The following is a 24,613-nucleotide window of genomic DNA, read 5'->3' on the forward strand; positions in this document are numbered from 1 at the left end:
GTGGCTGCCGGGGGGCCGCCACCCAGACCGCTACCTGGGAGTCGCCATGACCGAGCCAACCTTGCTGAACGGCTCGACAGGGTCCTTGAAGCCGCCGGAGGCCTTGCCGTCCTCGCCGCCATACGCCCAGGGCTGCGACGCCGCGAGTTCGTAGCCGCCGCCGGCCTGGCCGCTACCCTGCCCCACACCCTGCTCGCCGACGGGCGCCACGTCGGAGCAGCCACACCCGGCAGGCTCATCGAGCGCACCGCCCGACTCCGCCGCCTAGACAACCATCTCGGCGGTGCCGACACCCGTCGCATGTACGCCGTCGAAGTCGACGCTACCGCCCGCCTGATCCAGGATGGGTCCTACAGCGAGGCGACCGGCCGGCAACTCCTTGCTGTCCTCGCCGAGCAGGCCCAGCTCGCCGGGTGGGCCGCTTTCGACGCCGGGCACCATCCCGACGCTGACCGGCTGTACCGAGTCAGCCTCGCCGCTGCCCGTGACGCCGACAGCGCCGCGCTGGCCGGCAATGCCCTGGCCTTCCTCGCCTACCAGCAGCAGGCCCTCCACCGCACCGCCACCGACACCGCCACCGCGGCCTGCGACACCGCTGGCGCCACCGTCACCCCCGGAGTACGCGCTCTACTGCACCTCCGGGCCGCCTGGGCGCACGCCCTCGCCGGCGACGACGCGGCCACCGAACGGCACCTCGACGTCGGCACCACCTGCCTGACGGAACACGACGACCGTCCTGAACCCGACTGGGTGTACTGGGTCGACCGCACTGAGGGTGAGATCATGACCGGCCGGTGCTGGACGGTGCTGCGCCGGCCAGTGCGGGCGATTCCCGTTCTTGCGCGGGCGCTGGGTCAGGTCGATGACACGTACGCCCGGGACAAGGCGCTGTATCTGTCATGGCTCGCAGATGCCTACCTTGACGCGAACGAGGTGGAGCAGGCGTGCGCCACCGCAGTCGTGGCCATGCGGCTCTCCGGGGGCGTCGGTTCGATCCGGCCAGGCCAGCGCCTGGACTCCGTCCTCAACCGGCTTGAGCCGTACGCCACTCTGCCCTGTGTCGTCGAGCTGCGTGCGTTGGCAGCCGAAATGTCTAGGCGCCCACTGACCGGGCCAGCCACGCCAAATACTCGATAGAGCCTTGCACGATCGGGACGCCGACCACCTGCGGATTGCTCCACGGGTGCGCTGCGAGTAAGTGCCGCTCCAACTCCGGATACTTGGCGGCGGCGGTGAACAGCAGCACCTGCCATTCCTCACCTGTGCCCTGTTTCCCTTCATGCCAGAACACGCTGATCACCGGTCCGACCACCTGGGCGCCCGCCGCGAGGCGGGATGCCACGGCACCTTCAGCGAGGGCTACGCCCGCCTCCCGGCTGTCCGTCGCGGTGGTCACCTGCATGTAGCCCGTCACGCTGGTGACCCTACTCGCAGGCGTCCGCGGACAGCTCGGACAGTGGGCGGACAAGCTGCTCCTGTGTTGAGACAGGGCCATCGGTGAGGCTGACACGAGGGTGGGTGGCGACCACCGATAGGCCGCCTCGCCCTACGGGTGGCGACGGTGGTCCGATTTGTGCGAGCTGCTGTCGCCACCCTCCCCAGCGGAGAGGAGACGACCGTGACGATCATGTCCGAGCTACGCGCGATCACCCGGTGGCTGCTGCGCCGGGCCGATTCGCCCCCGCCACCCGACACCGGCCAGCGCATCCAGGAAGCGGAGCAGATCGCCGCGCGGCAGCGCATCCTGGACCAGGCCAAGGCCGATCGCTCGCGGACCGACCGGTGACCCGCATGATCGAGGACATCGACGCCGGCGGCGTCGCCATGGTCGCCAACATCGTGCTGCGCAGCCACGCCACCGGCCAGCGGTGCTGGCGGTGCAAGCCGGACGGAACCTGCACCGAGATCGAGTGGGCGAAGGGAATACTCTCCCTGGCCGAAGCGGACTGGGCGGCGCTGCAGCGGCACGTCGCCACGTGGTGACGCGGTAGACGTGGACGATCTGCCCATAGGCCGGCGGGTCGCGTACTGGCGCGGCCGGCGGAAGATGTCACAGCAGCAGTTCGCCGACGCCGTCGGCAAGTCGAAGAGCTGGGTCGACAAGGTCGAACGCGGCGTCCGTCGGCTCGACAAGGTCTCCATTTTGGAAGACATCGCCGACGCGCTCCGAGTCGATCTGCGGCTCCTGCTCGGCAAGGACGGTGCGAGGCAGCGGGGCGCGGGCGGACCGGACGAGGAGGCCGTGGACGCCGTCCGGGGCGCCCTGGCCCGGTGGGGACCCGCCCGGATGGGCGTGACGCGGGCAGCGCCGACGCTCGGCGAAATGGGTAAGGCCGTCACCCACGCCTGGCTGACCTATGAGCACGCCCGGTACGCCGACCTCCTGCGTACGCTGCCGCGCCTGCTGCTCGGCGCGGACCTGCTGCACGCCGAACACCCGCGCGACCCGGCGGCGGGCCGCCGGCTGGCCGAGGTCTACCAGCTCACGTCGACCGTCATGGGCAAGCTCGGTGTCACGGACCTGGCCTGGCTGGCAGCGGACCGGGCGCTGACCGCCAGCCAGGACACCGGCGACCGGCTACTGACGGGGGCCTCGGCCGCCCAGCTCGGTCACGCACTGCTCGCCCAGGGGCAGGCCCGGCACGCGATGGAGGTCAGCATCGCAATGGCCAACCGGCTCGCCCCGCCGCAGCCGCTGGCCGCCCCGGCTGAACACCTGTCGGTCTACGGCACGCTGCTCACCACGGCCGCGCTCGGCGCTGCCGCCCTCGGGTACGCCGACGACGTCGACGATCTGCTCGCCCAAGCCGCCGAGGCGTCGACGGGCGTCGATGAGGGCCAGGATCACTACCGGACCGCCTTCGGGCCGGTCGCCGTCGAGCTGGCCAGGGTGGCGGCGACGGTCGAGCTCGGCGACGGCAGCGCCCTCGACACGGGCGCGCACCGGCGGCTCGTCGACGGGCCCGACTGGCGGCGGCTACCGCCGGAGCGGCGAGCGGCCTACCTGCTCGACGTGGCACGCGGCCACCTGCAGGCGGGTGACGTGGCCGGTGCCGACCAGGCGGTGGTGATCGCTGACCGGGTGGCGTCGGCGGAGATCCGGGCCCGGCCGCTTGGTCGCGAGGTGCTGGCGACGGTCCTGCGCCGGTCGCCGACGGCGAGCGCCGACGTGCTGCGCGTGGCCGACGAGGCCGGCGTCAGTGTGTGACCGGCCCTCCGTGACGAGCCCCGGCCATAACCAGGAGCCAGCCGGCAAAACGACGAATGCCCTGGTCAGGGATAGTGACCAGGGCATTCGTCGTGCTGAGCCGCCTGACGGAATCGAACCGTCGACCTACGCATTACGAGTGCGTCGCTCTAGCCGACTGAGCTAAGGCGGCAACGATCAGTGAGTCTACGGCACGCCCCGCCCACCCTCGCAACCGGATGACGCCGTCCAGCAACCGGACACCAGGCCCGTCCGCGCCCACACCCGACAGCGCGCCACACCCCGCCGGACTACGCTGCGGCGGGTGACCGACGATCCCACCCCCGTCGAGGGTCCGGACGGCGACGACTTCGCCCGCTCCGCACGCCGACCCCGCAGCACCGACCCGCTGGAGCTGGGCTTCACCCCGCGCAAGCCGGTGCCGTGGCTCGCGCCGTTCCTGCTGATCAGCACCGGCCTGCGTACGCTGCTGGCGATGCTCTTCGGGGCGTACCTGGACAAGCGGGAGTTGCAGAACGCGTTCGGCGGCGGGATCTTCCGCCAGGTCGGGCCGGACGGCGGGCTGTGGCTGGACTACGTGGCCGACCTCGGGGACGGCTTCAACGGCACGTACTCGGTGGCGTACCTGATCGCCCAGCCGGAGATCGAGGTCGACGGGCACCGGCTGCCCCGGGCGCAGACCCTGGTGATGGGCGGCGACCAGGTCTACCCGTCGGCGTCGTACGCCGCCTACGAGGACCGCTGCAAGGGTCCGTACCAGGCCGCGCTGCCGGTCACCCCGCCCGAGCGGCCCACCCTCTTCGCGGTGCCGGGCAACCACGACTGGTACGACGGGCTGACGGCGTTCCTGCGGCTCTTCGTGCGGTCCCGGGACCGGCACTTCGGCGGCTGGGAGACCGGGCAGTCCCGGTCGTACTTCGCGGTGGAGCTGCCCGCCGACTGGTGGCTGCTCGGCCTCGACGACCAGTCCGGCTCGTACCTGGACGACCCGCAGCTCACCTACTTCGACGAGGTGGCCCGGAAGCTGGGGCCGCAGAGCCGGGTGATCATGGCCGTGCCGGCGCCCACCTGGGTCAAGGCCGGCGACGACCCCACCGCGTACGACTCGATCGACTACTTCATCCGGACCATCGTCACCCCGACCGGGGCCCAGGTGCGGCTGCTGGTCTCCGGGGACCTGCACCACTACGCCCGGTACGCCGGCCCGGACCGCCAGTTGATCACCTGCGGCAGCGGCGGGGCGTACCTGTACCCCACCCATCATCTGCCCGAGCGCATCGAGGTGCCGCCGCGCGACACCCTCTCCCGGCGGGCCAGCCGCACCCGCCCGTACGACCTGGTGGCCCGCTTCCCCGACAAGGCCCGCTCCCGGCGGTACGGCTGGGGGATCTTCGGGCGGCTGCCCCTGCGCAACCCGGGCTTCGGGACCCTGCTCGGCACCCTGCACACCCTGCTGATGCTGGCGATGGCCGGGGCGGCGACGACTGGCGGCGGCGAGACCGAGCAGCGGCTGTTCAGCGTCCCGCTGGTGGCCATGCTGCTGGTGACGGCCGTCGGTGCGGTGGTCTTCGCCAAGCCGCCCAGCGCCGGCGGGAAGCGGGAGGTACGACACTGGATCCTCGGGGTGGGGCACGCCCTGGCCCACGTGGCGCTCGCCGCCGCCGGCACCTGGGTCTGGCTGGCGCTGCCCCTCTACGACTGGGCCTGGCCGTTGCCGGCGGTCGCCGCCGCGGTGGTGTACGGCCCGGTGATCGGCCTGGTCGCCACCGAGCTGGTGGCGGCGTACCTGCTGGTCGCCGGGGCCTTCGGGGTGAACGTCAACGAGCTCTTCGCCGGCCAGGGCATCGAGGACGCCAAGGCGTTCCTGCGGATGCGCATCGACCCCGACGGCACCCTGACCATCTACCCGGTAGCGGTCGACCGCGTAGCCCGCGACTGGCAGGTCAACCCCGACACCTCCCCCGCCGCCTCCCCCACCACCTCCTGGCTGACCCCCACCCGCCCGCTGACCCCCCGCCTGGCCGAACCCCCCCTCACCCTGACCCCCTGACCCCCTGACCCGGGGGCTGCGCGCGTTGATCAAGAGGTTTGCGTCAAAAGACCGCCGTCCGATGACGCAAACCTCTTGATCAATCAACAAGTCGGGTGGGATGCGGACTCGGTCACCGCGCTATGCCTTCCGGGCTTGGCTCGTCGCGGCCCTCGTAGGCGCGGCGGGAGCCGCAGACGTCGGCGCGGGAGCACATGGAGCGCGAGCCGTCGGCGTCCAGGCGGACGGTCACCGCGTCCCTCGGGACGCTGTGGCCGACCACGCGACCCTCCCCCTCCGGGGTGGTGACGCGGGTGCCCACGGACGGGGTGGACGCCTGGAACCGCTGGTACAGCGGGTGTTCGTACTTCAGGCAGCACATCAGCCGGCCGCACGCGCCGGAGATGCGCAGCGGGTTCAGCGGCAGCTCCTGGTCCTTGGCCATCCGAATGGTGACCGGCTCGAAGTCGGTGAGGAAGGTGGCGCAGCACAGGTCCCGGCCGCAGGAACCGATGCCGCCCTGCACCCGGGCGGAGTCCCGGGCGGAGAGCTGGCGCAGCTCGACCCGGCAGTGCAGGGTCGCCCCGAGGTCACGGACCAGGGAGCGGAAGTCGACCCGGTGCGGGGCGGTGAAGTAGACCGTGGTCCGGTCCCCGCCGCCGTCGACGGCGAGCACGTGGTCGACGGCGACCACCTTCATCGGCAGGCCGTGCTCGCGGATCAGCCGCTTGGCGGCCACCTTCGCCTCGGCCTTGTGCCGCCGCAGCAGCTCGTCGCGGCGCAGGTCCTCGTCGCCGGCGAGACCGGCCAGCTTGGGGAACCCGTCGGTGTCGTCGCTGACCCACTGGGCGGCCCAGACGCACTCCGCCACCTCGGGCCCGTCGTCGGTGGGGACCAGCACCCGGTCACCCACCTGGGGGCGGAACTCGCCCGGGTCGAGGTAGTAGAGCCGCCCGTACCGATTGAAGCTGACCGCGCAGAGCATGCCCATCCCCTCACCTTACGACGGGTCGACGGCGACCACCCACCCGGCCGTGGCCGGCCCGTCACCGCCCGCAGCGATCCATCGACGTCGACTCGTACCACGCGATCCGGCCGCTCGTCCCGATGCGCCTCGCCCGGACGGTTGATTCCGCCCCGAGGCGGGGGACAAACGGCCGGCGGAGGCGTTGAGTGGTGGCAGACCTGCGGGGGTGCAGGGGGAGGTCACGGCGTCGCCGCCGGGTGCCCGGCCAGACCGGCGCACCGGCGCGACGCCGTGACCGGTTTCCGGCCCCGGAACGTCGTCACCACCAGCCCCGGAACGTCGTCACCACCGGCCCCGGAACGTCGTCACCACCGGGCGGGAGGGTCAGCGGCCGACGCGGGTGACGGTGTCGTAGCGGGTCGGGCCGGCCGCCTGGCCGCGCCAGGTCGTCTCGGCCAGGCTGGGCGACCACTGGCGCAGCAGCGTCTCCGCGCCGTCGTAGGCCACCCCGAGCACCGAGAGCACCCGGTACGCGACGTCGGCCGCCGCGAGCAGCCCCGCGTCGGCGGCGTCGGCCCCCGGTGCGGCGGCGCGGACCCGGACCGCCTCGGCGGAGCCGAGCACGTCGGCCAGCGCCCGCGCCAGCGCGAGCCGGCTGCCCTCCACCCAGTCGGCCAGGGCGTCCGCGTACCCGGCCGTCGACTCCAGTCGGCCCACCAGGCTCTCCGGGCCCTCGTCGAGGTGGCGCAGCAGCGTCGAGCGCCCCTGGCCGTACGCCGACGCGGCCGGCCCCGACCAGACGGTGGCGTCGTTGAGGGCGTGGCATGCCTCGTCGTACCCCCGCACGAGCGCCCGGACCGCGTGCCCGGCGGCGGCCAGCGGCGCCGGGTGCAGGTCGAGGAAGCCCCGCACCGCGTCGCCCGGCAGCACCCGCATCCGGCGCAGCAGCGGCCAGAGCCGGTGCCCCTCGGGCGCCCCGTCGGCCAGCAGCGCGTCGACCCGGGCCAGCAGGTCCAGCCCCGGCTCGGCGAGACGGTCCAGGGCGTCCATCAGAACTCCCGGCCGAGCCGCCGCCGGGCGGAGTCGTCGACCCCCGCGTACCGGTCGGCGGCGGTGCGGACCGCGGCGGCGGTGGCGGCGAGCCGGGTCGCGGCGACGGTCGCCTCCCGGGCCCGGTCGCCGGTGGCCTCGACCCACCGTCGGTGCAGCGCCCGGCCGATCTCGCCGGGGCGGCCGGGGACGTGGGTGCCGAACGCCGGGTGCGGCGGGTCCGTGGCGGTCACCTCGCGGGCCAACGCGCCGAGGGTGTCGCCCGCCTCGTCGAGCCGGTCGGCCAGCGCCCGCAACTCGTCCATGTCAGGCACCCGCCAGCGGCCGGTACGCGGCGAAGGTCTCGTTGTGCAGCTTCTCCCGGGCCCACTCGGCGGCGTCGGCGGCGGCGGTCACCGCCGCCCGCACCGAGGCGGCCACGTCCCGGGGGTGACGGTTGTGCAGCGGGCCGAGGAACCGCACGTCGGTGATCCGGCCGCCGGCGGTGACCACCACCTCGACCAGCCCGTCCGGGGAACGCACGGTGACCTCCACGGTCGTCACCGCCCGGTCGAACTCGGCCTGCAGGAACTCGATGCGGCGGTAGCGCCGCACCGCCTCCTCGATCCAGGCCTCGTCGATCTCCCCCCGAGGCATCGCGGACTCCTCCCGGCAGTGCACCCACTGGGTGTGCCGCCAGCGTCACCGCGCGGCATCACGGACCGTACCGCACACCAATCGGGGCTGTCGATGGGCCGGCGGACCGGTGGCCGGTGACGGATCAGCCCTTCCAGAGGGTCAGCATCATCGCCTCCACGGCGATCCGCGGCTTGACGTTAGCCTCGATGGCGGAGCGGCACTCCAGCACGGCCTCCAGGCGCCGCAGCGACCCCTCGGCGTGCCACCGCTGCGCGCCCGCCTCGGCCAGCGCGGCGGTGTCGGTGTGCACCGGGGCGACCGGGGCCCGCAGCGCCACGACCAGCGCGTCCCGGTAGAACCCGGCCAGGTCCACCAGGGCCCGGTCCAGGGCGTCGCGCTGGGCCCGGGTGGCCCGCGACTTCTGCCGCTTCTCCAGCTCCTTGAGCTGCCCGGCGGACCCCCGCGCCGCGCCGGCCGCGCCCCGGCCGGTGCCGCCCGCGCCGAGTGCCGTCTGCAACGCGGCCCGCTCGGCGGCGTCGCTCTCCGCCACGGCCGCCCCCGCCTCGGCCTCGGCGGCCTCGATCAGCGCGGACGCCGCGTCGAAGGCGGTGCCCACCCCGGTCAGCCGGCGCGGCACCCCGAGCACCAGGTCGCGCCGGGCGCGGGCCTCGGGGTCTCTGGCGAGCCGCCGGGCCCGGCCGACGTGCCCCTGCGCGGCCGCCGCCGCCCACCGCGCCACGTCCGGCGCGACGCCGTCGCGGCGGGTGAGCACCTCGGCCACCGCCTCGGGCGCCGGCTGCCGCAGCGGTACGACCCGACAGCGCGACCGGATCGTCACCGAGATGTCGTCCGGGTGGGTCGACGGGGTGCAGAGCAGGAAGACCGTCCGGGGTGGCGGCTCCTCGACGGCCTTGAGCAGCGCGTTGCCGGCCGCCTCGGTGAGCCGGTCGGCGTCCTCGACGATCACCACCTGCCACCGGCCGCCGGAGGGGGTGCTGGCCGCCCGCAGCACCAGGGTGCGCATCTCGCCGACACCGATGGAGAGCCCGTCGGGCACCACCAGCCGCACGTCGGCGTGGGTGCCGGTCAGCGTGGTGTGGCAGCCCTGGCAGACGCCGCAGCCGGTGCCGTGCGCGCACTGCAGGGCGGCGGCGAAGGCCCGCGCCGCCACCGAGCGGCCCGAGCCGGGCGGCCCGGTGAAGATCCACGCGTGGGTCATCCCCGCCCCGGGATCGCCCGCGCCGGCGGCCTCGGCGGCCTCCGCCTCCGCCTCGGCCTCGGCGGCGAGGGCGTCGAGGTCGTCGGGGTCGACCGGGCCGGCGGTGGCCGCCGCGTGCGCGGCGGTGGCCTGGCGCAGCAGCGCGGCGGCCGACGCGGCGGCCCGGCGCAGCGTGTCGACGGCCTCGTCCTGGCCGACCAGGTCGGCGAAGACGTCCGGCATCAGGTCCGGTGCTCCATCGTCACCAGCTCCGAGTCGGATAACTCCGGCTGCACCGACGTGTCCGGCCCCTGGGCGGGGCGGGGGTGCACGATGCCGGAGAGGTCGGCCAGGAACTCCTCGACCCGCCGGGCCACCAGCTCGGCGGTCTCCCCGACCGGGCGGGAGGCGTCGAGCACCAGGTAGCGCTTCGGGTCGTTGGCGGCGAGGTCGAGGAACGCGTACCGGACCCGCTCGTGGAAGGCGACGGACTCGGCCTCCAGCCGGTCGGCGCCGACGTCGCGGGTGGCGATCCGGGACAGGCCGGTGCTCGGGTCGACGTCGAGGAGCACCACCAGGTCGGGCTTGAGCCCGCCGGTGGCCCAGGAGGAGAGCCAGGAGACCTCGTCGACGGGGAGCGTCCGCCCGGCCCCCTGGTAGGCCAGGGACGAGTCGACGTACCGGTCGCTGATCACCACCGCGCCCCGGGCCAGCGCCGGCCGGACCACGGTCGCCACGTGGTGCGCCCGGTCGGCGGCGTAGAGCAGCGCCTCGGCGCGCGGCGACGGTGCCTCGTCGGCGGCGTCGAGCAGCAGCGAACGGATCCGCCCGCCGATGCCGGTCGCTCCGGGCTCCCGGGTCTCCACCACCTCCCGGCCCTGCCCGCGCAGCCGCTCGGCGAGCGCGGCGAGCTGGGTCGACTTGCCCGCGCCCTCGCCGCCCTCGAAGACCACGAAGAGCCCGTTGGAGACGAACTTCTCGGCCGGCATCAGCGGGCGGCCCCGGATCGACCCCCAGAGGTCGGCGAGGACCGGCACGCCCTTCTTGTCGTCCATCTGGCCGAAGGCGCTGATCCCGGCGAAGATGCCGGCGGCACCGGCGGCCAGCAGCAGCAGGCGGGTGGAGGAGACGGAGATGCCCAGGTCGGCGATCTCGAGCCGGCGCGAGCCGCCGACGCCGACGAGCAGGCTGCTCAGCGCGATGGCCAGGATCAGCACCAGCCGGGTGCCGATCTGCACCACGGCGAAGACCCGGCCGCGCACCTCGTCGGCGATCTCGCCGCCGAGCAGCGTGGTGCCGGCGAGGAAGGCCATGCCGGCGCCCGCGCCGACCAGGATCGCGCCGAGGATCGCCATGGAGAGGTGCACGGCGAACGCGAGCACCAGCACGGACGCGCTGGCCAGCACGATGCTCATGCCGAACCAGCGCCGCCGGGACATGTCCCGCACGATCATCGGGCCGAGCCCGATGCCGATCGCGAGGCCCACGAACATCGCGCCGAAGAGCAGGTAGAAGGCGGCGTCGCCGGCGCCGAGCGAGGCGGCGAAGAACTTCGCCGTGCCGATCACGATGCCGCCGCCGGCGAACGCGCCGAAGATGCCGAGCACCAGGCCGCGCACCAGGGGGGTCTGGGCGATGAACTTCCAGCCCTCGGTGAACTGGCTCATCATGCCCTGCTCGGTGCGCTTCGCCTCAGCGGCCTGCGTCTGGCTGATCTCCTTGATCCCGAAGGCGACCACCAGGGCGGTGGCCAGCCGGGAGAAGGCGTTGAACCAGAGCGCGAGGTTGGCCGGCTCGGCCCAGGAGGGCATCTCGCCGCCGGTCGCGCCCCGCACGCCCCGGTCGAGCAGGGCCAGGCCGAGCGCGGCGGCGATCGGGGTCAGGCCGTACGTGGTGATCAGGGTGAGCTGGTTGGCCGACTCCAGCCGGGCGCGCGGGATGAGGTTGGGGACCGCGGCCTCCTTGGCCGGGATCCAGAGCAGGGTGATCGTCTCGATCAGGAAGGTGGCGATCGCCGCCCAGCCGACCACCAGCCCGCCGCTGGCCCCCGTGAGGAGGAACAGCGGGATGGAGGCGAAGAGCAGGAAGCGCAGCACGTCGCAGATGACCATCGTCCAGCGCCGGTCGAACCGGTCGGCGAGGACGCCGGCCACCGGGCCGAGGAGCAGCGCGGGCAGCAGCCGGATGGCGATCAGGGTGCCGAACGCGGCGCCCTGCGCGGTGCTGCCGGAGACCTGGGCGGCGGCGAAGACGGAGGTGGCCAGCAGGCCGAGCCAGTCGCCGAAGGAGGCCGCGCCGAGCACGATCCAGAGCCGGCGGAAGGGCCGGATGCGCAGCACGGAGCGGATCCCGCTGGCCCCGGAGCGGTCGGCCGCCGACGTGCCGGCCGAGTCGCTCGGCGCGGCGGCGGACCGGCCGGGGCCGGCACCGGGCTGGCCGGGGGCGGCGGCGTCGGGCCGGTCGCCGGGCGACGACGCGCCGGGCGACTGGGGGTTGTTCTGGCTTTCGATGGCCGTACCTCCACGTGCCGGCCCAACGCTGGGCGGTTCCGGTGCAACACTCTAGTCCTGGTCGGGTGCCTCCCCGCCCGCGACATCGCCTGCTCGCCGAGCCTAGGTGGCCGAGACCACCGGCCGCAGCCCGGCAGATGCGAGGCTATTTCGCATTCATCGTCTGAGAGTTAGCGTGCAATACGTGGCCACCGAAAGCGACAAACTGCGCGAGCGCCTGGACCGGGCGACCGCCCACCTCGACCCGCCCTTCGCGGCGGTCGACCTGACCGCGTTCGACGCCAACGCGGCGGCGCTGCCAACCCTCGGCGGGGGCAAGCCGATCCGGGTCGCCAGCAAGTCGGTGCGGGCACGTGAGCTGCTCGGCCGCGCGCTGGGCCGGCCCGGCTGGGCGGGGGCGCTGGCGTTCACCCTGCCCGAGGCGAGCTGGCTGGTCCGCACCGGTGTGACCGACGACGCCCTGGTGGCGTACCCGACGGCCGACCGGGGGGCGCTCGCCGAGCTGGCCGCCGACGAGACCCTGGCTCGGGCGGTCACCCTGATGATCGACGGCACCGACCAGCTCGACCTCATCGACGCGATCGTCCCGCCGGGGCGGCGCCCTGCCCTGCGGGTCTGCCTCGACCTCGACGCCTCCTGGCGGCCCCTGGGCGGGCGGGTGCACCTCGGGGTGCGCCGCTCCCCGGTGCACAGCCCCCGGGCGGCCGGCGCGCTCGCCGCCACCATCGCCGGCCGGCCGGGCTTCCGGCTGGTCGGCCTGATGTCGTACGAGGCGCACATCGCCGGCCTGGGCGACGCGCCGCCGGGGCGGGCGGCGCTGGCGGCGGCGATCCGGGCGGCCCAGCGCTGGTCGTACCGGGAGCTGCTGGCCCGCCGGGGCGCGGCCGTCGCGGCGGTACGCGAGCACGCCGAGCTGGAGTTCGTCAACGGCGGCGGCACCGGCAGCGTGGCGGCGACCAGCGCCGACCCGGCGGTCACCGAGGTCACGGCGGGGTCGGGGCTCTTCGGGCCGACACTGTTCGACGCGTACCGCGCCTGGCGGCCCACCCCGGCGGCGTTCTTCGCCTGCACGGTGGTCCGCCGCCCGGCGCCCGAGCTGGCCACGGTGCTCGGCGGTGGCTGGGTCGCCTCGGGCCCGGCCGCCGGCAGCCGCCTGCCGAGCCCGTGGCTGCCGGCCGGGCTGAAGCTGCTCGGCGCGGAGGGGGCCGGCGAGGTGCAGACCCCGGTGGCCGGCGCGGCGGCGGCCGGCCTGCGCGTCGGTGACCGGGTCTGGTTCCGGCACGCCAAGGCCGGTGAGCTCTGCGAGCGCGTCAACGAGCTGCACCTGGTCGAGGGCGACCGGGTGATCGCCACCGTCCCCACCTACCGGGGGGAAGGCCACGCCTTCCTGTAGCCGCCGGAGGTCGGCCTGTAACCGCCGGAGGTCGGCCTTCAGCCGCCGGACGTCGGGCCGGCCCCGACGGGCGGGACCGGCGCGCGAAACGGGCAGCTCAGGGACGGGCCGGATCAGGACGGGGCGGGCGAGGCGTCGGCGGGCGCGCTGACGTGCTGGTGCAGGTATTCCCGGATGACCGCCTTGGCCTCGGCGAGGACCCGCTCGTCACCCTCGGCACTGCGCCGGAACGCCAGCTTGATCAGGGCGTCGGCGACCTCCACGGCGACCTCCAGGCAGAACCGCAGGCGCGGCTCGTCGACCATCCCGAACCGCTCGATGAGCACCCGGGCCAACTGGTCGGCGATCACGCCGTTGTTGTCCCGCTGCTCGTCGAGCAGGTGCAGGTCGACCACGTCGCCGAAGTGCAGGGTGCGGAACCCCGGCACGGTCCGGTGCATCGTGATGTATTCGTCGATCCCCGCGTCGACCCCGTCCCACCAGTGGGTGAGGTCGTCGGAGGCGAAGCGCTCGTCGAGACGCTGGAGGTAGGACTCCATGGTGCGCAGGGTCAACGCCTGCACGATGGCCCGCTTGTCCGGAAAGAACTGGTAGACCGACCCGATCGCCACCTCGGCGCGCTCGGCGAGCAGGGTCGTGGTGAGACCCTCGTACCCCACCTCGTCGACGAGTTCGGCACAGGCGTCCAGCATCCGCTGGACGCGCGCCACGCTTCGACCCTGGACCGGTACCCGGCGCAGCGGCCCGGTCGTGGCGGCTGGTGTGGACACTCGGCGCCACCCCCCTTCGACGGATGAACATATCTGCACGTCACGAGTGCGTGACTACAAGTACAACGAGCGGGCCACGATTGCGGTATTTACCAGGCACAACGTTCCTGATATGAAGTCACTTCACGTTCATGTCGAGGAGCGCGCATGGCTCGCACCGCACCGCTCAGCACCGCCGCCTGGAGCAACTGGGCCGGCAACCAGCGCAGCACCGCCACCGCCATCCTCCGTCCGCGTACCGTCGCCGACGTCACCGAGGCCGTCCGGTCCGCCGTGGCGGACGGTGCCCGAGTCCGGCCCGTCGGCAGCGGCCACTCCTTCACCCCCGTGGCCCGCACCGACGATCGCCGCATCGAACTGACCGACCTGGACACGACGGTACGGATCGATCGGGAACGACGCTTGGTCACCGTACCGGCCGGAATGCCGCTGCACCGACTCAACGCGCTGCTCGCCCAGAACGGGCTGGCGATGCCCAACCTCGGCGACATCGACGCACAGACCATCGCCGGGGCGATCTCCACCGGCACCCACGGCACCGGGGCCGCGTACGGCTGCCTGTCGACCTTCGTCGAGGCGCTCACCCTCGTCACCGGCACCGGCGAGGTGCTGCGCTGCTCCGCCGACGAGCATCCCGACGTCTTCGCCGCCGCCCGGGTCTCCCTCGGTGCCCTGGGCGTGCTGACCGAGGTGACCCTGCGCTGCGTCGACGCCTTCACCCTGCGCGCCCACGAGCGCCCCGCCCCGCTGACCGAGGTCATGGCCGACCTGCCGGCCCTGCTCGCCCGCCACGACCACGTCGAGTTCTACTGGTTCCCCTACACCGACCGGGTGCAGGTCAAGACCAACGACCGGGTGCCGGCCGACGACCGGCCGCTGCCCCGCTGGCGCGGTTGGCTGGACGACGAGCTCCTCTCCAACACCGTCTTCGGCGGCGCCTGCCGGCTCGGCCGGGCCGTGCCCGCACTGGCCCCCACGATCAGCGCGGTCTCCGCCCGAGCGCTCACCGAACGCACCTACACCGGCCGCTCCGACGCGGTCTTCTGCACCCCGCGCCGGGTCCGCTTCGTGGAGATGGAGTACGGCCTGCCGCGCGCCGCCCTGCCCGAGGCGCTGGCCGCGCTGCGCCGGATCGTCGACGGGCTGCCGTTCAAGGTGCTCTTCCCGGTCGAGGTCCGCTTCACCGCGCCGGACGACATCTGGCTGTCGCACGGGTACGGCCGCGAGTCGGCGTACCTCGCCGTGCACCAGTACGTGGGGATGCCGTACGAGCCGTACTTCCGCGCCTTCGAGCGGGTCGCCACCGCCCTGGACGGCCGCCCCCACTGGGGCAAACTCCACTGGCAAACGGCAGCTGAGCTGGCCGAGACCTACCCAAGATTCAAGGACTTCCAAACCCTCCGCACCCACCTGGACCCCCACCGAGTCCTAACCACCCCCCACCTGACCCACCTCCTAGGCCCCTAACCGCACAGATCTTGAAGGCCCGCACAGATCTTGGAAGCAAACGGCCCTCGGAGGGGCCATCAGCTTCCAAGATCTCGGCGAGCCAGCGTCAGCCGGCGTCAGCCGGGCGAGCCAGCGTCAGCCGGGCGAGCCAGCGTCAGCCGGGCCAGCCCGCAGCGCGCAGGGCCGCCCGGAGTTGGGCGACTACCTCTTGGGGGCGGCTTCGGACGGCCCAGGACGGAAACCGGAGCACCCGGTCCCCGTCCACCCAGAGCGCGTTCTGCCGGAGCATGTCGGCCCACGCCTGTCTGGGGTCAAGGTGCTGACCACCATCGATCTCGACGTGCACCTGCCACTCGTCGAAGTAGGCGTCGAGGTAGCGGCGCCGGCCGGTGGAGTCGTACCGGACCTTCTGCCGGGTCGGCTCCGGCAGGCCGGCGCGGCGGACCAGGCCCAGGAAGTCCAGCTCGGCCAGGGAGTGCGCACCGCCGGCCGCATCCGCGGCGGTCGCCAGGATCAACCGCCGTCGCCGGATCCGGGGCAGCCGGTCGAGCACCCGATGCAGCTCGTCGCCGCCGATGAGCCGCTGCTGGAAGCCGGCGGCGATCACCGCCCTGGCCGCGTCGTCGTCCTGAGCCCACTGGGCCGCGTCGATGATCGACCGGGCGGGCATCGTCCGGCGAGGTTGCCCGACGGCGAGCAGATCCTCTTCCGGCAGCCGGGTGGTGCGGTGCGTCAGCACCCCCGGCGGCAACGGATCCCGCCGACAGGTGGCGGGCAGCAAAAGGTGGATCGGGGCGGTGGGGAACCCCCGCAGGCCGCCCGCCTGGGCGGCGGTCAGCCCACCGAGCACCGCCGACGGCCCGGCGGAGAGCACCGCGATCCAGCGAAGCTGGCCGGCGCTGACGGGGCCGTTGTGCGTGACGAAGACGGCCCGGTGCACCTGACGCCAGCGGCCGGTGGCGACCCGGTGCCGGATCGCCTTTCGCGACAGGTGCCGTAGGGCCTGACCGAAACCGATCACGTCCTCCTGGCGAAACAACAGCCAGGTCAGCTCGTCGGCGTCGTCGCCCGGCAGCGCCCGCCGCCATCCCGCCATCGACCTCTGCTCACGACTCCCCACACGTCGACCCTGCCCGATCCGACGCCTTTACCGCTGCCCCTGTGGACAACGTCGAGATCTTGGAAGGAAATGGCCCCCAGAGGGGCCATCAGCTTCCAAGATCTCGGGCGGGTTGGGTCAGTCGGTGGAGGTGGTGGCCTTTTTCGGGGTCGCCTTCTTGGCGGGGGTCTTCTTGGCGGTCGTCGACTTTGTCGCCGTGGCCTTTTTCGCCGTGGCCTTCTTCGCCGTCGACTTCGCCGCTGCGGACTTCGTCGCCGTGGCCTTCTTGGCCGGGGCCTTCTTGGCCGCCGCCTTCTTCTTCGGGGCCGGGCCCTTGGCGCGCTTCTCGGCGAGCATCTCGGAGGCTTCCTCGATGCTCAGCGCCTCCGGGGTCTGCCCCCGGCGCAGCGACGCGTTGAACTCCCCGTCCGTCACGTACGGGCCGAACCGGCCGTCCTTGATCACCAACGGCTTCTCGGTCAGCGGGTCGACGCCCATCTCCCGCAGTGGGGGCGCGGCGGCGCGGCGCTGGCGGGTCTTCGGGGCGGCCAGCAGGGCCAGCGCCTCGTCCAGGGTGACCGTGAACATCTTCTCTTCGGAGTCCAGCGAGCGGAACTCGTCGCCCTGCTTGACGTACGGGCCGTAGCGGCCGTTGTTGGCGATGACCTCGTCGCCGTTGGGGGCCACCCCGACCAGCCGGGGCAGGGTGAGCAGCTTCAACGCCTCGGTGAGGGACAGCGAGTCCGGCGACTGCGAGTTCAGCAGCGACGACTTCCGCTCGCCACTGGCCACGTACGGGCCGTACCGGCCGGACTTGAGCAGGATCGGCTCCCCCGTCGCGGGGTCGTCGCCGAGCTTGCGCTCGCCGCCCCCGCCGAGGAACAGCTCGTGCACCTTCTCGGGGGTCAGCTCGTCGGGGGCCAGCCCGTCGGGGATCGGCGCCCGGTCGCCCTGACCGCCGCCCTCCTCGCCCTCCCCGGTGGCCGCCGGCTCGCCGCCGGGCAACTCCCGCTGCAGGTACGGCCCGTAGCGGCCGACCCGGACGACGACCTCGCGCCCCTCGTCGTCGGTGAAGAGCGGGATCGAGTTGACGCTGCGCGCGTCGATCTCGTTGAGGTTCTCCGTGACGAGCTTCTTCAGCCCGCCGGAGCGGGCGATGTCCTGGTCGCCGGCGCCGGTGGTGCCGCCGAAGTAGAAGGCGGTGAGGAAGTCGACGGCCGCGTGGTCGCCGTCGGCGATCTCGTCCAGCTCGTTCTCCATGCTGGCGGTGAAGTCGTAGTCGACCAGCCGGGGGTAGTGCCGCTCCAGCAGGCCGGTCACCGCGAACGCCAGGAAGCTCGGGATCAGCGCCTGACCGCGCTTGGTCACGTACCCCCGGTCCTGGATCGTCTGCATGATCGACGCGTACGTCGACGGGCGGCCGATGCCCAGCTCCTCCAGGGCCTTGACCAGCGACGCCTCGGTGTAGCGCGACGGCGGCTGGGTGTGGTGGCCCTGGGCGGCGAGCGCGTCGGCGCTCAGCGGCTGGTCCTTGACCAGGTTGGGCAGCCGGCGCTCGGCGTCCTCGGCCTCGGCGTTCTCGTCGTCGGAGGACTCGACGTAGGCGCGCAGGAAGCCCGGGTCGGTGATGGTCTTGCCGGTCGCCCCGAAGTCGGCCTCCTCCTGGGCGGTGGAGACCGCGCGGATGCGCACCGAGACGCTGGAGCCGACCGCGTCGGTCATCTGCGAGGCGATGGTGCGCCGCCAGATCAGCTCGTAGAGCTTGAACTCCTCGGCGGAGAGCTCCTTGGCCACGTCGCCGGGGGTGCGGAAGTTGTCCCCCGCCGGGCGGATCGCCTCGTGCGCCTCCTGGGCGTTCTTCACCTTGCCGGTGTAGCGGCGCGGCTCCGGCGGCACGCTGCGCTCACCGTAGAGCTCGACGATCTGCCGGCGGGCCGCCGTGATGGCGGTCTCCGACAGGTTCACCGAGTCGGTACGCATGTAGGTGATGTAGCCGTTCTCGTAGAGCCGCTGCGCGGTGCGCATCGTCTGCTGCGACGAGAACCGCATCTTGCGGGCCGCCTCCTGCTGGAGGGTGGAGGTGATGAACGGCGCGTACGGGCGACGCCGGTAGGGCTTCTCCTCGACCCGGGTGACCTTGAACGGCCGGCCGTCCAGCCGGGCGGCGAGCCCGCGCGCCCCGCCCTCGTCGAGGTGCACCACCCCGGCGCCGGGCTTCACCCGGCCCGTGGTCGGCTCGAAGTCCTTGCCGGTGGCGATCCGGTCGCCGCCCAGCGCGACCAGGGTGGCGTTGAACGAGCGCGGCCCCTCGCCGGCGTCGCGCACGGCCAGGGTGGCCAGGATGTCCCAGTACTCGGCGGTGCGGAACGCCATCCGCTGCCGCTCCCGCTCGACCACGATCCGGGTCGCCACGGACTGCACCCGGCCGGCCGAGAGCTTCGGCATGACCTTCTTCCACAGCACCGGGGAGACCTCGTAGCCGTAGAGCCGGTCGAGGATGCGCCGGGCCTCCTGGGCATCGACGAGGTCCCGGTCGATCTCGCGCGGGTTCGCCACCGCGGCCTGGATCGCCGGCTTGGTGATCTCGTGGAAGACCATCCGCTTGACCGGCACCTTGGGCTTCAGCGTCTCGACCAGGTGCCAGGCGATGGCCTCGCCCTCGCGGTCCTCGTCCGTCGCCAGGAAGATCTCGTCGACCTCCTTGGCCAGCTTCACCAGCTTGCTGATCTGCTGCTTGCGGTCGGCGGAGACCACGTAGAGGGCGTGGAAGCCGTGGTCGACGTCGACGCCGAGGCGGGCCCACGGCTCGCCCTTGTACTTCGCCGGCACGTCGGCGGCGTTGCGCGGCAGGTCGCGGACGTGACCGAAGCTGGCCTCCACGACGTACCCCGGGCCGAGATAGCCCGAGATCGTCTTGGCCTTCGCCGGTGACTCGACGATGACCAGACGGGTGGTCCTGGCGTTGCTCGGCACGTCTCCTGCGACCTCACTCCTGCTCGTGGCCGGGCGGCCCGGGGTGCGGGTCGCCCTCGATCCGCCCGGGACCGTCGACGGTCCGGACGTCCAACGTAACGCGTCGCCCGCGTTTCGGGTTTCGCGGGCCGCGAACCGCCCGCCCGCGCTCGACAGCGCCGAGAACGGTCTTACCGGACGGCGCCACCGTACACCGTGGGTAGGCCCCTGAGCGGGTCACTGTGACGATGCGGCCCTTCGATCCGCCGTCGACCAGCCACTTCGCGCCGCAAGCGGCGTCAGGGGCGGGCCGGCCAGTCGTGGGCCGGTGCGGTGGGTGGGGGGTCGCCGATCAGGTCGGCGAGGCGGGCCAGCCGACGCCGGCCGGTGATCCGGTACGCCGGCCCGCCGGCCTCCGCGTCGAGCAACGCCCCGGGCAGCCCGACGGCGGCCAGGCCCGCGCCGACCCGCTCCTGGCTCACCGCGTCGGCCAGGCCGAGGCGCAGCAGGAAGCCGGGCGGGTCCGCCGTGCCCGCGGCGGCCACCCAGAGCCGCAGCCTCCGACCGTTGAGGTGCAACCCGGCGGGAGGCCGCTTCACCGCCACGGGGGGCGGCGGGTCGGGCAGCCAGGCCGTCGCCAGGGGCGCCAGCCGGCTGGTGTACGAGGTACGGACCAGGTGCCGCCCGTCGGGGGTCGCCGCCCAGCTCGCGGCGAGCCCGCGCCGGGCCAGTTCGGCCACGAGCACGTGCACCCGCCAGGCGGCGTCCACGACGATCGACAGCCGCGCGGTTCCCCCCATCCGGGACACCTCCCCCGGGCCGGCCAGCAGGCCGGCCAGGTCGGCCACGGAGGGGTCCGCCGCCTCGGCGCCGAACAGGGAGAGCTGGCGAACCGGGTCGGGCGGTCGGTCGGGGGGCGTCAGCGGCACTCCGGGACCTCGTCGAAGGCCTTCCTCAGTTCTTCGGAGCTGAGCCGGCTGGTGTCCAGGGCGCTGGCGTCGTACTCCTTGTTGAGGGTCTCCACGGCGGCGCGCACGCCGTCGTAGAAGGCGGTGGGCTCGCCGGTGCCCAGCCCGGCGATGGTGCCCCGGGCCCGGCCGTAGGCGTCGCGCACCTTCGCCAGCGACGCCTGGAAGCCCGCGGAGATCTCCGCGCCGTCGTCGGTCTCCGGGATGCCGGCGTCGTCGACCTTGCGGCGGGCGGTCTCGCTGGCCTGCTCCGCGCCGGCGAAGAGCCGCACCAGGTTCTCCTTCGCCTGCGCCGGGGTGGTCTTGGCGGTCATCTGCTGCTGGGTGCTGCTGGTCAGCTTGTTGATCTCGGCGCGCCACGGGGTCAGCGCCTCGCAGACCGACGCGGCCCACGCCCGGGGGGCCGGGCCGCCGCCGCAGGCGGCCAGCGTCAGGACGAGCGTGGCGAGGACCACCGTGAGCTTTCCGGCGGTCGCCGCCCGGCACGTGCGCATGCGTTGCAGCGTACGGCCTCCGCGCGGATGCGCCACCGCTCGGTTTGCCGGCGGTGGCGCAGCGGCGGCCGACCGCCCGCCCGCCCGCGCCGAAATCGAGACGGCGCGGGCGGGCACCCGGCCGGCGTGGGCCGACCGGGTGCCCGCCGCGTCACCGCTGGAGGGGCGAGCCGCTTCGCCGCTGGCGGCGGTCGACGGCAGCACTCCGACGAGCTGTGTCACCGCTCAGGTGTCGAGCTGTGTCACCGCTCAGGTGTCGAGCTGTGTCACCGCTCAGGTGTCGACGGCTGCGCTCAGGCGTTGACCGTCGCCGACCGCTGGTCGGCGCCGCCCGCGCCGGCGTCGCTGCCAGAGTCGTCCATCGCGATGCCCTTGCGCTTGCTGAACACCACGGCCGCCACGATGATCAGCGTGGCCACCAGCGCGATGCCGAGCCGCAGGCCGACGTTGCGCTCGTCGCCGACGCTCCACGCCACGACGGCCGGCGCGATCAGCAGCGAGACCAGGTTCATCACCTTGATCAGCGGGTTGATCGCGGGGCCGGCGGTGTCCTTGAACGGGTCGCCGACGGTGTCGCCGATGACCGTGGCGCCGTGCGCCTCGGAGCCCTTGCCGCCGTACGCGCCGTCCTCGACGAGCTTCTTGGCGTTGTCCCAGGCCCCACCGGAGTTGGACAGGAAGACCGCCATCAGCGTGCCGGCGCCGATCGCACCGGCCAGGTACGCCGCCAGCGCGCCCGGCCCGAGGCCGAAGCCGACCGCGATCGGGGCGAGGATGGCCAGCAGACCGGGGGTCATCAGCTCGCGCTGCGCGTCCCGGGTGCAGATGTCGACGACCTTGCCGTACTCGGGGCGCTGGGTGCCGTCCATGATCCCGGGCAGCTCGCGGAACTGCCGACGGACCTCCATCACGACCGCGCCGGCCGAGCGGGAGACCGCGTTGATGGCCAGGCCGGAGAAGAGGAAGACCACCGCCGCGCCGATGATCAGGCCGACCAGGTTGCGGGGGTTGGCCACGTTGAGCGAGGCGAGGATCTCCGCCCCGACGTCGCCCACGCCCGCGTCGGCGTACGCGGAGCGCAGCGTGTCGGTGTACGAGCCGAAGAGCGCGGTCGCGGCGAGGACCGCCGTGGCGATCGCGATGCCCTTGGTGATCGCCTTGGTGGTGTTGCCGACCGCGTCCAGCTCGGTGAGGATCCGTGCGCCGTTCTCGTCGATGTCGCCGGACATCTCGGCGATGCCCTGTGCGTTGTCGGAGATCGGGCCGAAGGTGTCCATCGCGACGATCACGCCGACGGTGGTGAGCAGGCCGGTGCCGGCCAGCGCCACGGCGAAGAGCGACAGCGTGATGGAGCCGCCGCCGAGCAGGAACGCGCCGAAGACGCCCGCGCCGATCAGCAGCGCCGAGTAGACCGCCGACTCCAGGCCGATGCTGATGCCGGCGAGGATGACGGTGGCGGCACCGGTCTGCGAGCTCTTGCCGATGTCCTGCACCGGACGCCGGTTGGTCTCGGTGAAGTAGCCGGTCAGCGCCTGGATCGCGGCGGCCAGCACGATGCCGATGACGACGGCGGCGATGGTCACCCCGCGCGGGCCCAGCGGCGGTTCCCCGCCGTCGACGCCGAGGCTGGCCCGCCACTCGGGGCCGAGCAGGTCGGCCCAGGTCGGCTTGAGGTAGACGTAGGAGGCGATGGCGACGAGCACCGCCGAGACGACGGCGGAGATGTAGAAGGCCCGGTTGATCGCGGTGAGGCCGTTGCGGTCGGAGGCGCGCAGCCGGGTGATGAAGACGCCGACGATCGCCACCAGCACGCCGATCGTGGAGATGATCAGCGGGAGGACCAGGCCCTCGTCGCCGAAGGCGGCCCGGCCGAGGATCAGCGCGGCGACCAGCGTGACCGCGTACGACTCGAAGAGGTCGGCGGCCATGCCGGCGCAGTCGCCGACGTTGTCGCCCACGTTGTCGGCGATGGTCGCGGCGTTGCGCGGGTCGTCCTCGGGGATGCCCTGCTCGACCTTGCCGACCAGGTCCGCGCCGACGTCGGCGGCCTTGGTGAAGATGCCGCCGCCGACCCGCATGAACATGGCCAGCAGGGCGGCGCCGAAGCCGAAGCCCTCCAGCACGGTCGGCGCGTCGCCCTTGAAGAGCAGGACGACCACCGCCGCGCCGAAGAGGCCGAGGCCGACGGTGAGGAAGCCGACCACCCCGCCCGTGCGGAAGGCGATCTTCATGGCGCCCTCCCGGCCGCCGACCGCCTCCCGGGCCGCGGCGGCGACCCGCAGGTTGGCGCGGGTGGCCAGCCACATGCCGGCGCCGCCGATGAACGCGCTGAACAGGGCGCCCACCACGAAGAAGGCGGACCGGCCGATCTTCACCGCGGTCTCACTGCCGTCGGTGTCGTGCACCGGCAGCAGGAAGAGCAGCACCACGGCGATCACTACGAAGATCGCGAGGGTCCTGAACTGCCGGAGCAGGTAGGCCGAGGCCCCCTCCTGTACCGCCCCGGAGATCTCCTGCATGTTGGTGGTGCCCTTACCGGCTGCCAGCACCGCCTTGGTCAAGGCGGCGGCGAAGACGAGTGCCACCAGCGCGATGACCGCGGCGATGACGACGTACGTCAGGTTGGCTCCGGTAAGGGACAGTGCGCCGCCGTCGGCGGCCAAGGTCCCGGACATCTGTGTCCTCCTGTACCGAACGCTCGGGCCGGCCGGTGGAGACGCACAGACCGACGCCTGGGGATGCGGATTCGCAAGCGCGCCGGACCCGGTCGGGAGAACGGCACACGGCACCCATACCCGCTGGCGGCGGAATGGATCACTTGCGACAACCCGCGTACTGTAGCCCTCGCTAGTGCAAGAGGTCACATCGGAGGGCACCGTGTCTGGATGATCTTCGTCGCTGTGTTATGAGAAAGAATCTGATATAGAGACCCGTCACGACGAGCAGGCCGCCCCTCCCGACGGGAGGAACGGCCTGATCAGCGAATCAGTGAATTGAGCGGCGAATCAGCCGGTGACGATAGTCGAAAAGCGCACGCGACTGATCGAAGGCTCAGCGACGGGCGGCGGCCCCCACAGGCCAGACCATCCGGACCTCGGTCCCGACGCCCTCGTCGACCGGGCGCACCTGAAGGTCCTCCACGAAGCCGGCGAGCAGGGCGAAGCCCACGCCCGTGGTGAGGTCGTCCTCGTCGAGCGACTCGGCGGCGAGCTGGTCGGCGTCCAGTGCGGCCAGGCCGATGCCCGCCTCGATCGGCGCCCGGTCCACCACCCGCACCGAGTACGACCCCGAGTCGGACATCTCCACCAGCACCGGCTCGGTCAGCCGGTACTGCCGGTGCAGGGCCACCGCCCGGGTGCACGCCTCACCGATGGCCAGCCGCACCTCGTCGAGCAGGTCCTCGCGCACGCCGGCCCGGCGGGCCACCGCGACGCCGACCAGCCGGGCGGTGCGCACGTGCACCGGGGCCGGGGAGAAGGAGAGCCGGACGGTGGCCATCACGCGCCGGTGCCGGTCGGGTCGGCGCCGATCGCCGCGTCGACCGTCGGGTGCAGCGGGAAGACCTGGTCCAGCGCGGTGATCCGGAAGATCTTCAGCAGCGGCTCCTTGTCGCAGACCAGCGCGAAGCTGCCGCCCGCCGTGCGCAGCCGCTTGAGCGCGCCGACCAGCACGCCGAGGCCGGTGGAGTCGAGGAAGTCGACCCGGCCCAGGTCCACCACGACGTGACGGGCCCCACCGTCGATCAACTCCAGGAGCCGTTCCCGCAGGCGGGGTGCGGTGTAGACGTCCACCTCACCGCCGACCTCGAGCACCGTGTGCTCCCCCACGGCACGGGTCGCCAGCGACAGCTCCATCGGTCCTCCTCGCGAGAGTCGTAAACTCTGCTGGGCATCTAACCATCCCCGCCG

22 protein-coding genes, 1 tRNA gene and 1 pseudogene are annotated in these 24,613 nt (G+C 73.2%); 8 read left to right on the top strand and 16 right to left on the bottom strand.

The features are described from left to right. Window positions 1–60: 60 nt before the first annotated feature. A pseudogene (locus ACLQ2V_RS06865) lies at window positions 61–1,137 on the top strand (helix-turn-helix domain-containing protein); the annotation flags it as partial. On the opposite strand, the gene cutA reads toward ACLQ2V_RS06865, so the two are convergent. Then, the gene (cutA, locus tag ACLQ2V_RS06870; RefSeq protein WP_425717747.1) at window positions 1,094–1,402 is read right to left on the bottom strand and encodes a divalent-cation tolerance protein CutA; all 309 of its coding nucleotides are present in this window, start codon (window positions 1,400–1,402) and stop codon (window positions 1,094–1,096) included. The pseudogene ACLQ2V_RS06865 and the gene cutA overlap by 44 nt on opposite strands. Before the next feature lie 216 nt (window positions 1,403–1,618). Between cutA and ACLQ2V_RS06875 the strand changes: the two genes are divergently transcribed. From ACLQ2V_RS06875 to ACLQ2V_RS06885, 3 genes are read left to right on the top strand one after another with little or no spacing between them, the layout of a single operon-like run. After that, the gene (locus ACLQ2V_RS06875; protein ID WP_425717509.1) at window positions 1,619–1,786 is read left to right on the top strand and encodes a hypothetical protein; all 168 of its coding nucleotides are present in this window, start codon (window positions 1,619–1,621) and stop codon (window positions 1,784–1,786) included. Beyond that, window positions 1,783–1,983 (top strand): hypothetical protein, encoded by a 201-nt coding sequence (locus ACLQ2V_RS06880; RefSeq protein ID WP_425717510.1) that lies wholly within the window; start codon window positions 1,783–1,785, stop codon window positions 1,981–1,983. The genes ACLQ2V_RS06875 and ACLQ2V_RS06880 overlap by 4 nt, the downstream gene beginning before the upstream one ends. A 10-nt stretch (window positions 1,984–1,993) precedes the next feature. Continuing rightward, window positions 1,994–3,208: a helix-turn-helix domain-containing protein gene (locus ACLQ2V_RS06885; protein ID WP_425717511.1), complete on the top strand. Its 1,215-nt coding sequence runs from the start codon at window positions 1,994–1,996 to the stop codon at window positions 3,206–3,208. A 98-nt stretch (window positions 3,209–3,306) separates the two neighbouring features. On the opposite strand, the gene ACLQ2V_RS06890 is transcribed toward ACLQ2V_RS06885, so the two are convergent. Beyond that, window positions 3,307–3,380, bottom strand: a tRNA-Thr gene (locus ACLQ2V_RS06890). A gap of 132 nt (window positions 3,381–3,512) precedes the next feature. Between ACLQ2V_RS06890 and ACLQ2V_RS06895 the strand changes: the two genes are divergently transcribed. After that, window positions 3,513–5,258 carry a metallophosphoesterase family protein gene (locus ACLQ2V_RS06895; protein ID WP_425717512.1) on the top strand — a complete coding sequence of 582 codons (1,746 nt, stop codon included), beginning with the start codon at window positions 3,513–3,515 and terminating at the stop codon, window positions 5,256–5,258. 112 nt (window positions 5,259–5,370) lie between these two features. On the opposite strand, the gene ACLQ2V_RS06900 is transcribed toward ACLQ2V_RS06895, so the two are convergent. The 6 genes from ACLQ2V_RS06900 to tmk all read right to left on the bottom strand — a co-directional run bounded on the left by ACLQ2V_RS06900 (window position 5,371) and on the right by tmk (window position 11,373). Continuing rightward, entirely contained in the window at window positions 5,371–6,228 is an 858-nt protein-coding gene (locus ACLQ2V_RS06900; protein WP_425717513.1) for a PSP1 domain-containing protein, read from the bottom strand. Between the two features lie 360 nt (window positions 6,229–6,588). After that, entirely contained in the window at window positions 6,589–7,254 is a 666-nt protein-coding gene (locus tag ACLQ2V_RS06905; protein ID WP_425717514.1) for a hypothetical protein, read from the bottom strand. Next, window positions 7,254–7,559 carry a hypothetical protein gene (locus ACLQ2V_RS06910; RefSeq protein ID WP_425717515.1) on the bottom strand — a complete coding sequence of 102 codons (306 nt, stop codon included), beginning with the start codon at window positions 7,557–7,559 and terminating at the stop codon, window positions 7,254–7,256. Before ACLQ2V_RS06910 ends, ACLQ2V_RS06905 begins: the two co-directional genes overlap by 1 nt. Window position 7,560: 1 nt before the next feature. Beyond that, window positions 7,561–7,890: a YbaB/EbfC family nucleoid-associated protein gene (locus ACLQ2V_RS06915; RefSeq protein WP_425717516.1), complete on the bottom strand. Its 330-nt coding sequence runs from the start codon at window positions 7,888–7,890 to the stop codon at window positions 7,561–7,563. Window positions 7,891–8,014: 124 nt separating this feature from the next. Next, the gene (locus ACLQ2V_RS06920; protein ID WP_425717517.1) at window positions 8,015–9,313 is read right to left on the bottom strand and encodes a DNA polymerase III subunit delta'; all 1,299 of its coding nucleotides are present in this window, start codon (window positions 9,311–9,313) and stop codon (window positions 8,015–8,017) included. Next, entirely contained in the window at window positions 9,313–11,373 is a 2,061-nt protein-coding gene (tmk, locus tag ACLQ2V_RS06925; RefSeq protein WP_425717748.1) for a dTMP kinase, read from the bottom strand. Before tmk ends, ACLQ2V_RS06920 begins: the two co-directional genes overlap by 1 nt. A gap of 25 nt (window positions 11,374–11,398) precedes the next feature. On the opposite strand from tmk, the gene ACLQ2V_RS06930 reads away from it, so the two are divergent. Beyond that, window positions 11,399–11,635 carry a hypothetical protein gene (locus ACLQ2V_RS06930; RefSeq protein ID WP_425717518.1) on the top strand — a complete coding sequence of 79 codons (237 nt, stop codon included), beginning with the start codon at window positions 11,399–11,401 and terminating at the stop codon, window positions 11,633–11,635. A 129-nt stretch (window positions 11,636–11,764) separates the two neighbouring features. Then, on the top strand, window positions 11,765–12,973 hold the full coding sequence (locus ACLQ2V_RS06935) for an amino acid deaminase/aldolase (RefSeq protein ID WP_425717519.1): 1,209 nt from the start codon (window positions 11,765–11,767) through the stop codon (window positions 12,971–12,973). A gap of 113 nt (window positions 12,974–13,086) precedes the next feature. Here ACLQ2V_RS06935 and ACLQ2V_RS06940 read toward each other — a convergent pair whose 3' ends face one another. Next, window positions 13,087–13,743 (bottom strand): TetR family transcriptional regulator, encoded by a 657-nt coding sequence (locus ACLQ2V_RS06940; RefSeq protein ID WP_425717520.1) that lies wholly within the window; start codon window positions 13,741–13,743, stop codon window positions 13,087–13,089. A gap of 147 nt (window positions 13,744–13,890) precedes the next feature. On the opposite strand from ACLQ2V_RS06940, the gene ACLQ2V_RS06945 reads away from it, so the two are divergent. Next, complete coding sequence (locus ACLQ2V_RS06945; protein WP_425717521.1) at window positions 13,891–15,210, top strand: D-arabinono-1,4-lactone oxidase; 1,320 nt, start codon at window positions 13,891–13,893, stop codon at window positions 15,208–15,210. 136 nt (window positions 15,211–15,346) lie between these two features. Here ACLQ2V_RS06945 and ACLQ2V_RS06950 read toward each other — a convergent pair whose 3' ends face one another. From ACLQ2V_RS06950 to ACLQ2V_RS06980, 7 genes are all read right to left on the bottom strand, one after another. Continuing rightward, window positions 15,347–16,288 (bottom strand): DUF559 domain-containing protein, encoded by a 942-nt coding sequence (locus tag ACLQ2V_RS06950; RefSeq protein WP_425717522.1) that lies wholly within the window; start codon window positions 16,286–16,288, stop codon window positions 15,347–15,349. A 141-nt stretch (window positions 16,289–16,429) separates the two neighbouring features. Then, on the bottom strand, window positions 16,430–19,264 hold the full coding sequence (gene topA / locus ACLQ2V_RS06955; protein ID WP_425717523.1) for a type I DNA topoisomerase: 2,835 nt from the start codon (window positions 19,262–19,264) through the stop codon (window positions 16,430–16,432). Window positions 19,265–19,542: 278 nt separating this feature from the next. Then, complete coding sequence (locus ACLQ2V_RS06960) at window positions 19,543–20,172, bottom strand: hypothetical protein (protein WP_425717524.1); 630 nt, start codon at window positions 20,170–20,172, stop codon at window positions 19,543–19,545. Then, a complete protein-coding gene (locus ACLQ2V_RS06965; protein ID WP_425717525.1) occupies window positions 20,163–20,705 on the bottom strand; it encodes a hypothetical protein in 543 nt (180 codons plus the stop codon). Before ACLQ2V_RS06965 ends, ACLQ2V_RS06960 begins: the two co-directional genes overlap by 10 nt. A 293-nt stretch (window positions 20,706–20,998) precedes the next feature. Then, window positions 20,999–23,380, bottom strand: a complete 2,382-nt coding sequence (locus ACLQ2V_RS06970; RefSeq protein WP_425717526.1) for a sodium-translocating pyrophosphatase — start codon at window positions 23,378–23,380, stop codon at window positions 20,999–21,001. A 376-nt stretch (window positions 23,381–23,756) separates the two neighbouring features. Then, window positions 23,757–24,203: an ATP-binding protein gene (locus ACLQ2V_RS06975; protein WP_425717527.1), complete on the bottom strand. Its 447-nt coding sequence runs from the start codon at window positions 24,201–24,203 to the stop codon at window positions 23,757–23,759. After that, window positions 24,203–24,559 (bottom strand): STAS domain-containing protein, encoded by a 357-nt coding sequence (locus ACLQ2V_RS06980; protein WP_425717528.1) that lies wholly within the window; start codon window positions 24,557–24,559, stop codon window positions 24,203–24,205. The genes ACLQ2V_RS06975 and ACLQ2V_RS06980 overlap by 1 nt, the downstream gene beginning before the upstream one ends. Window positions 24,560–24,613: the final 54 nt, after the last annotated feature.

The sequence above is a fragment of the Micromonospora sp. DT233 genome (assembly GCF_049841815.1).
Lineage (GTDB): Bacteria > Actinomycetota > Actinomycetes > Mycobacteriales > Micromonosporaceae > Micromonospora.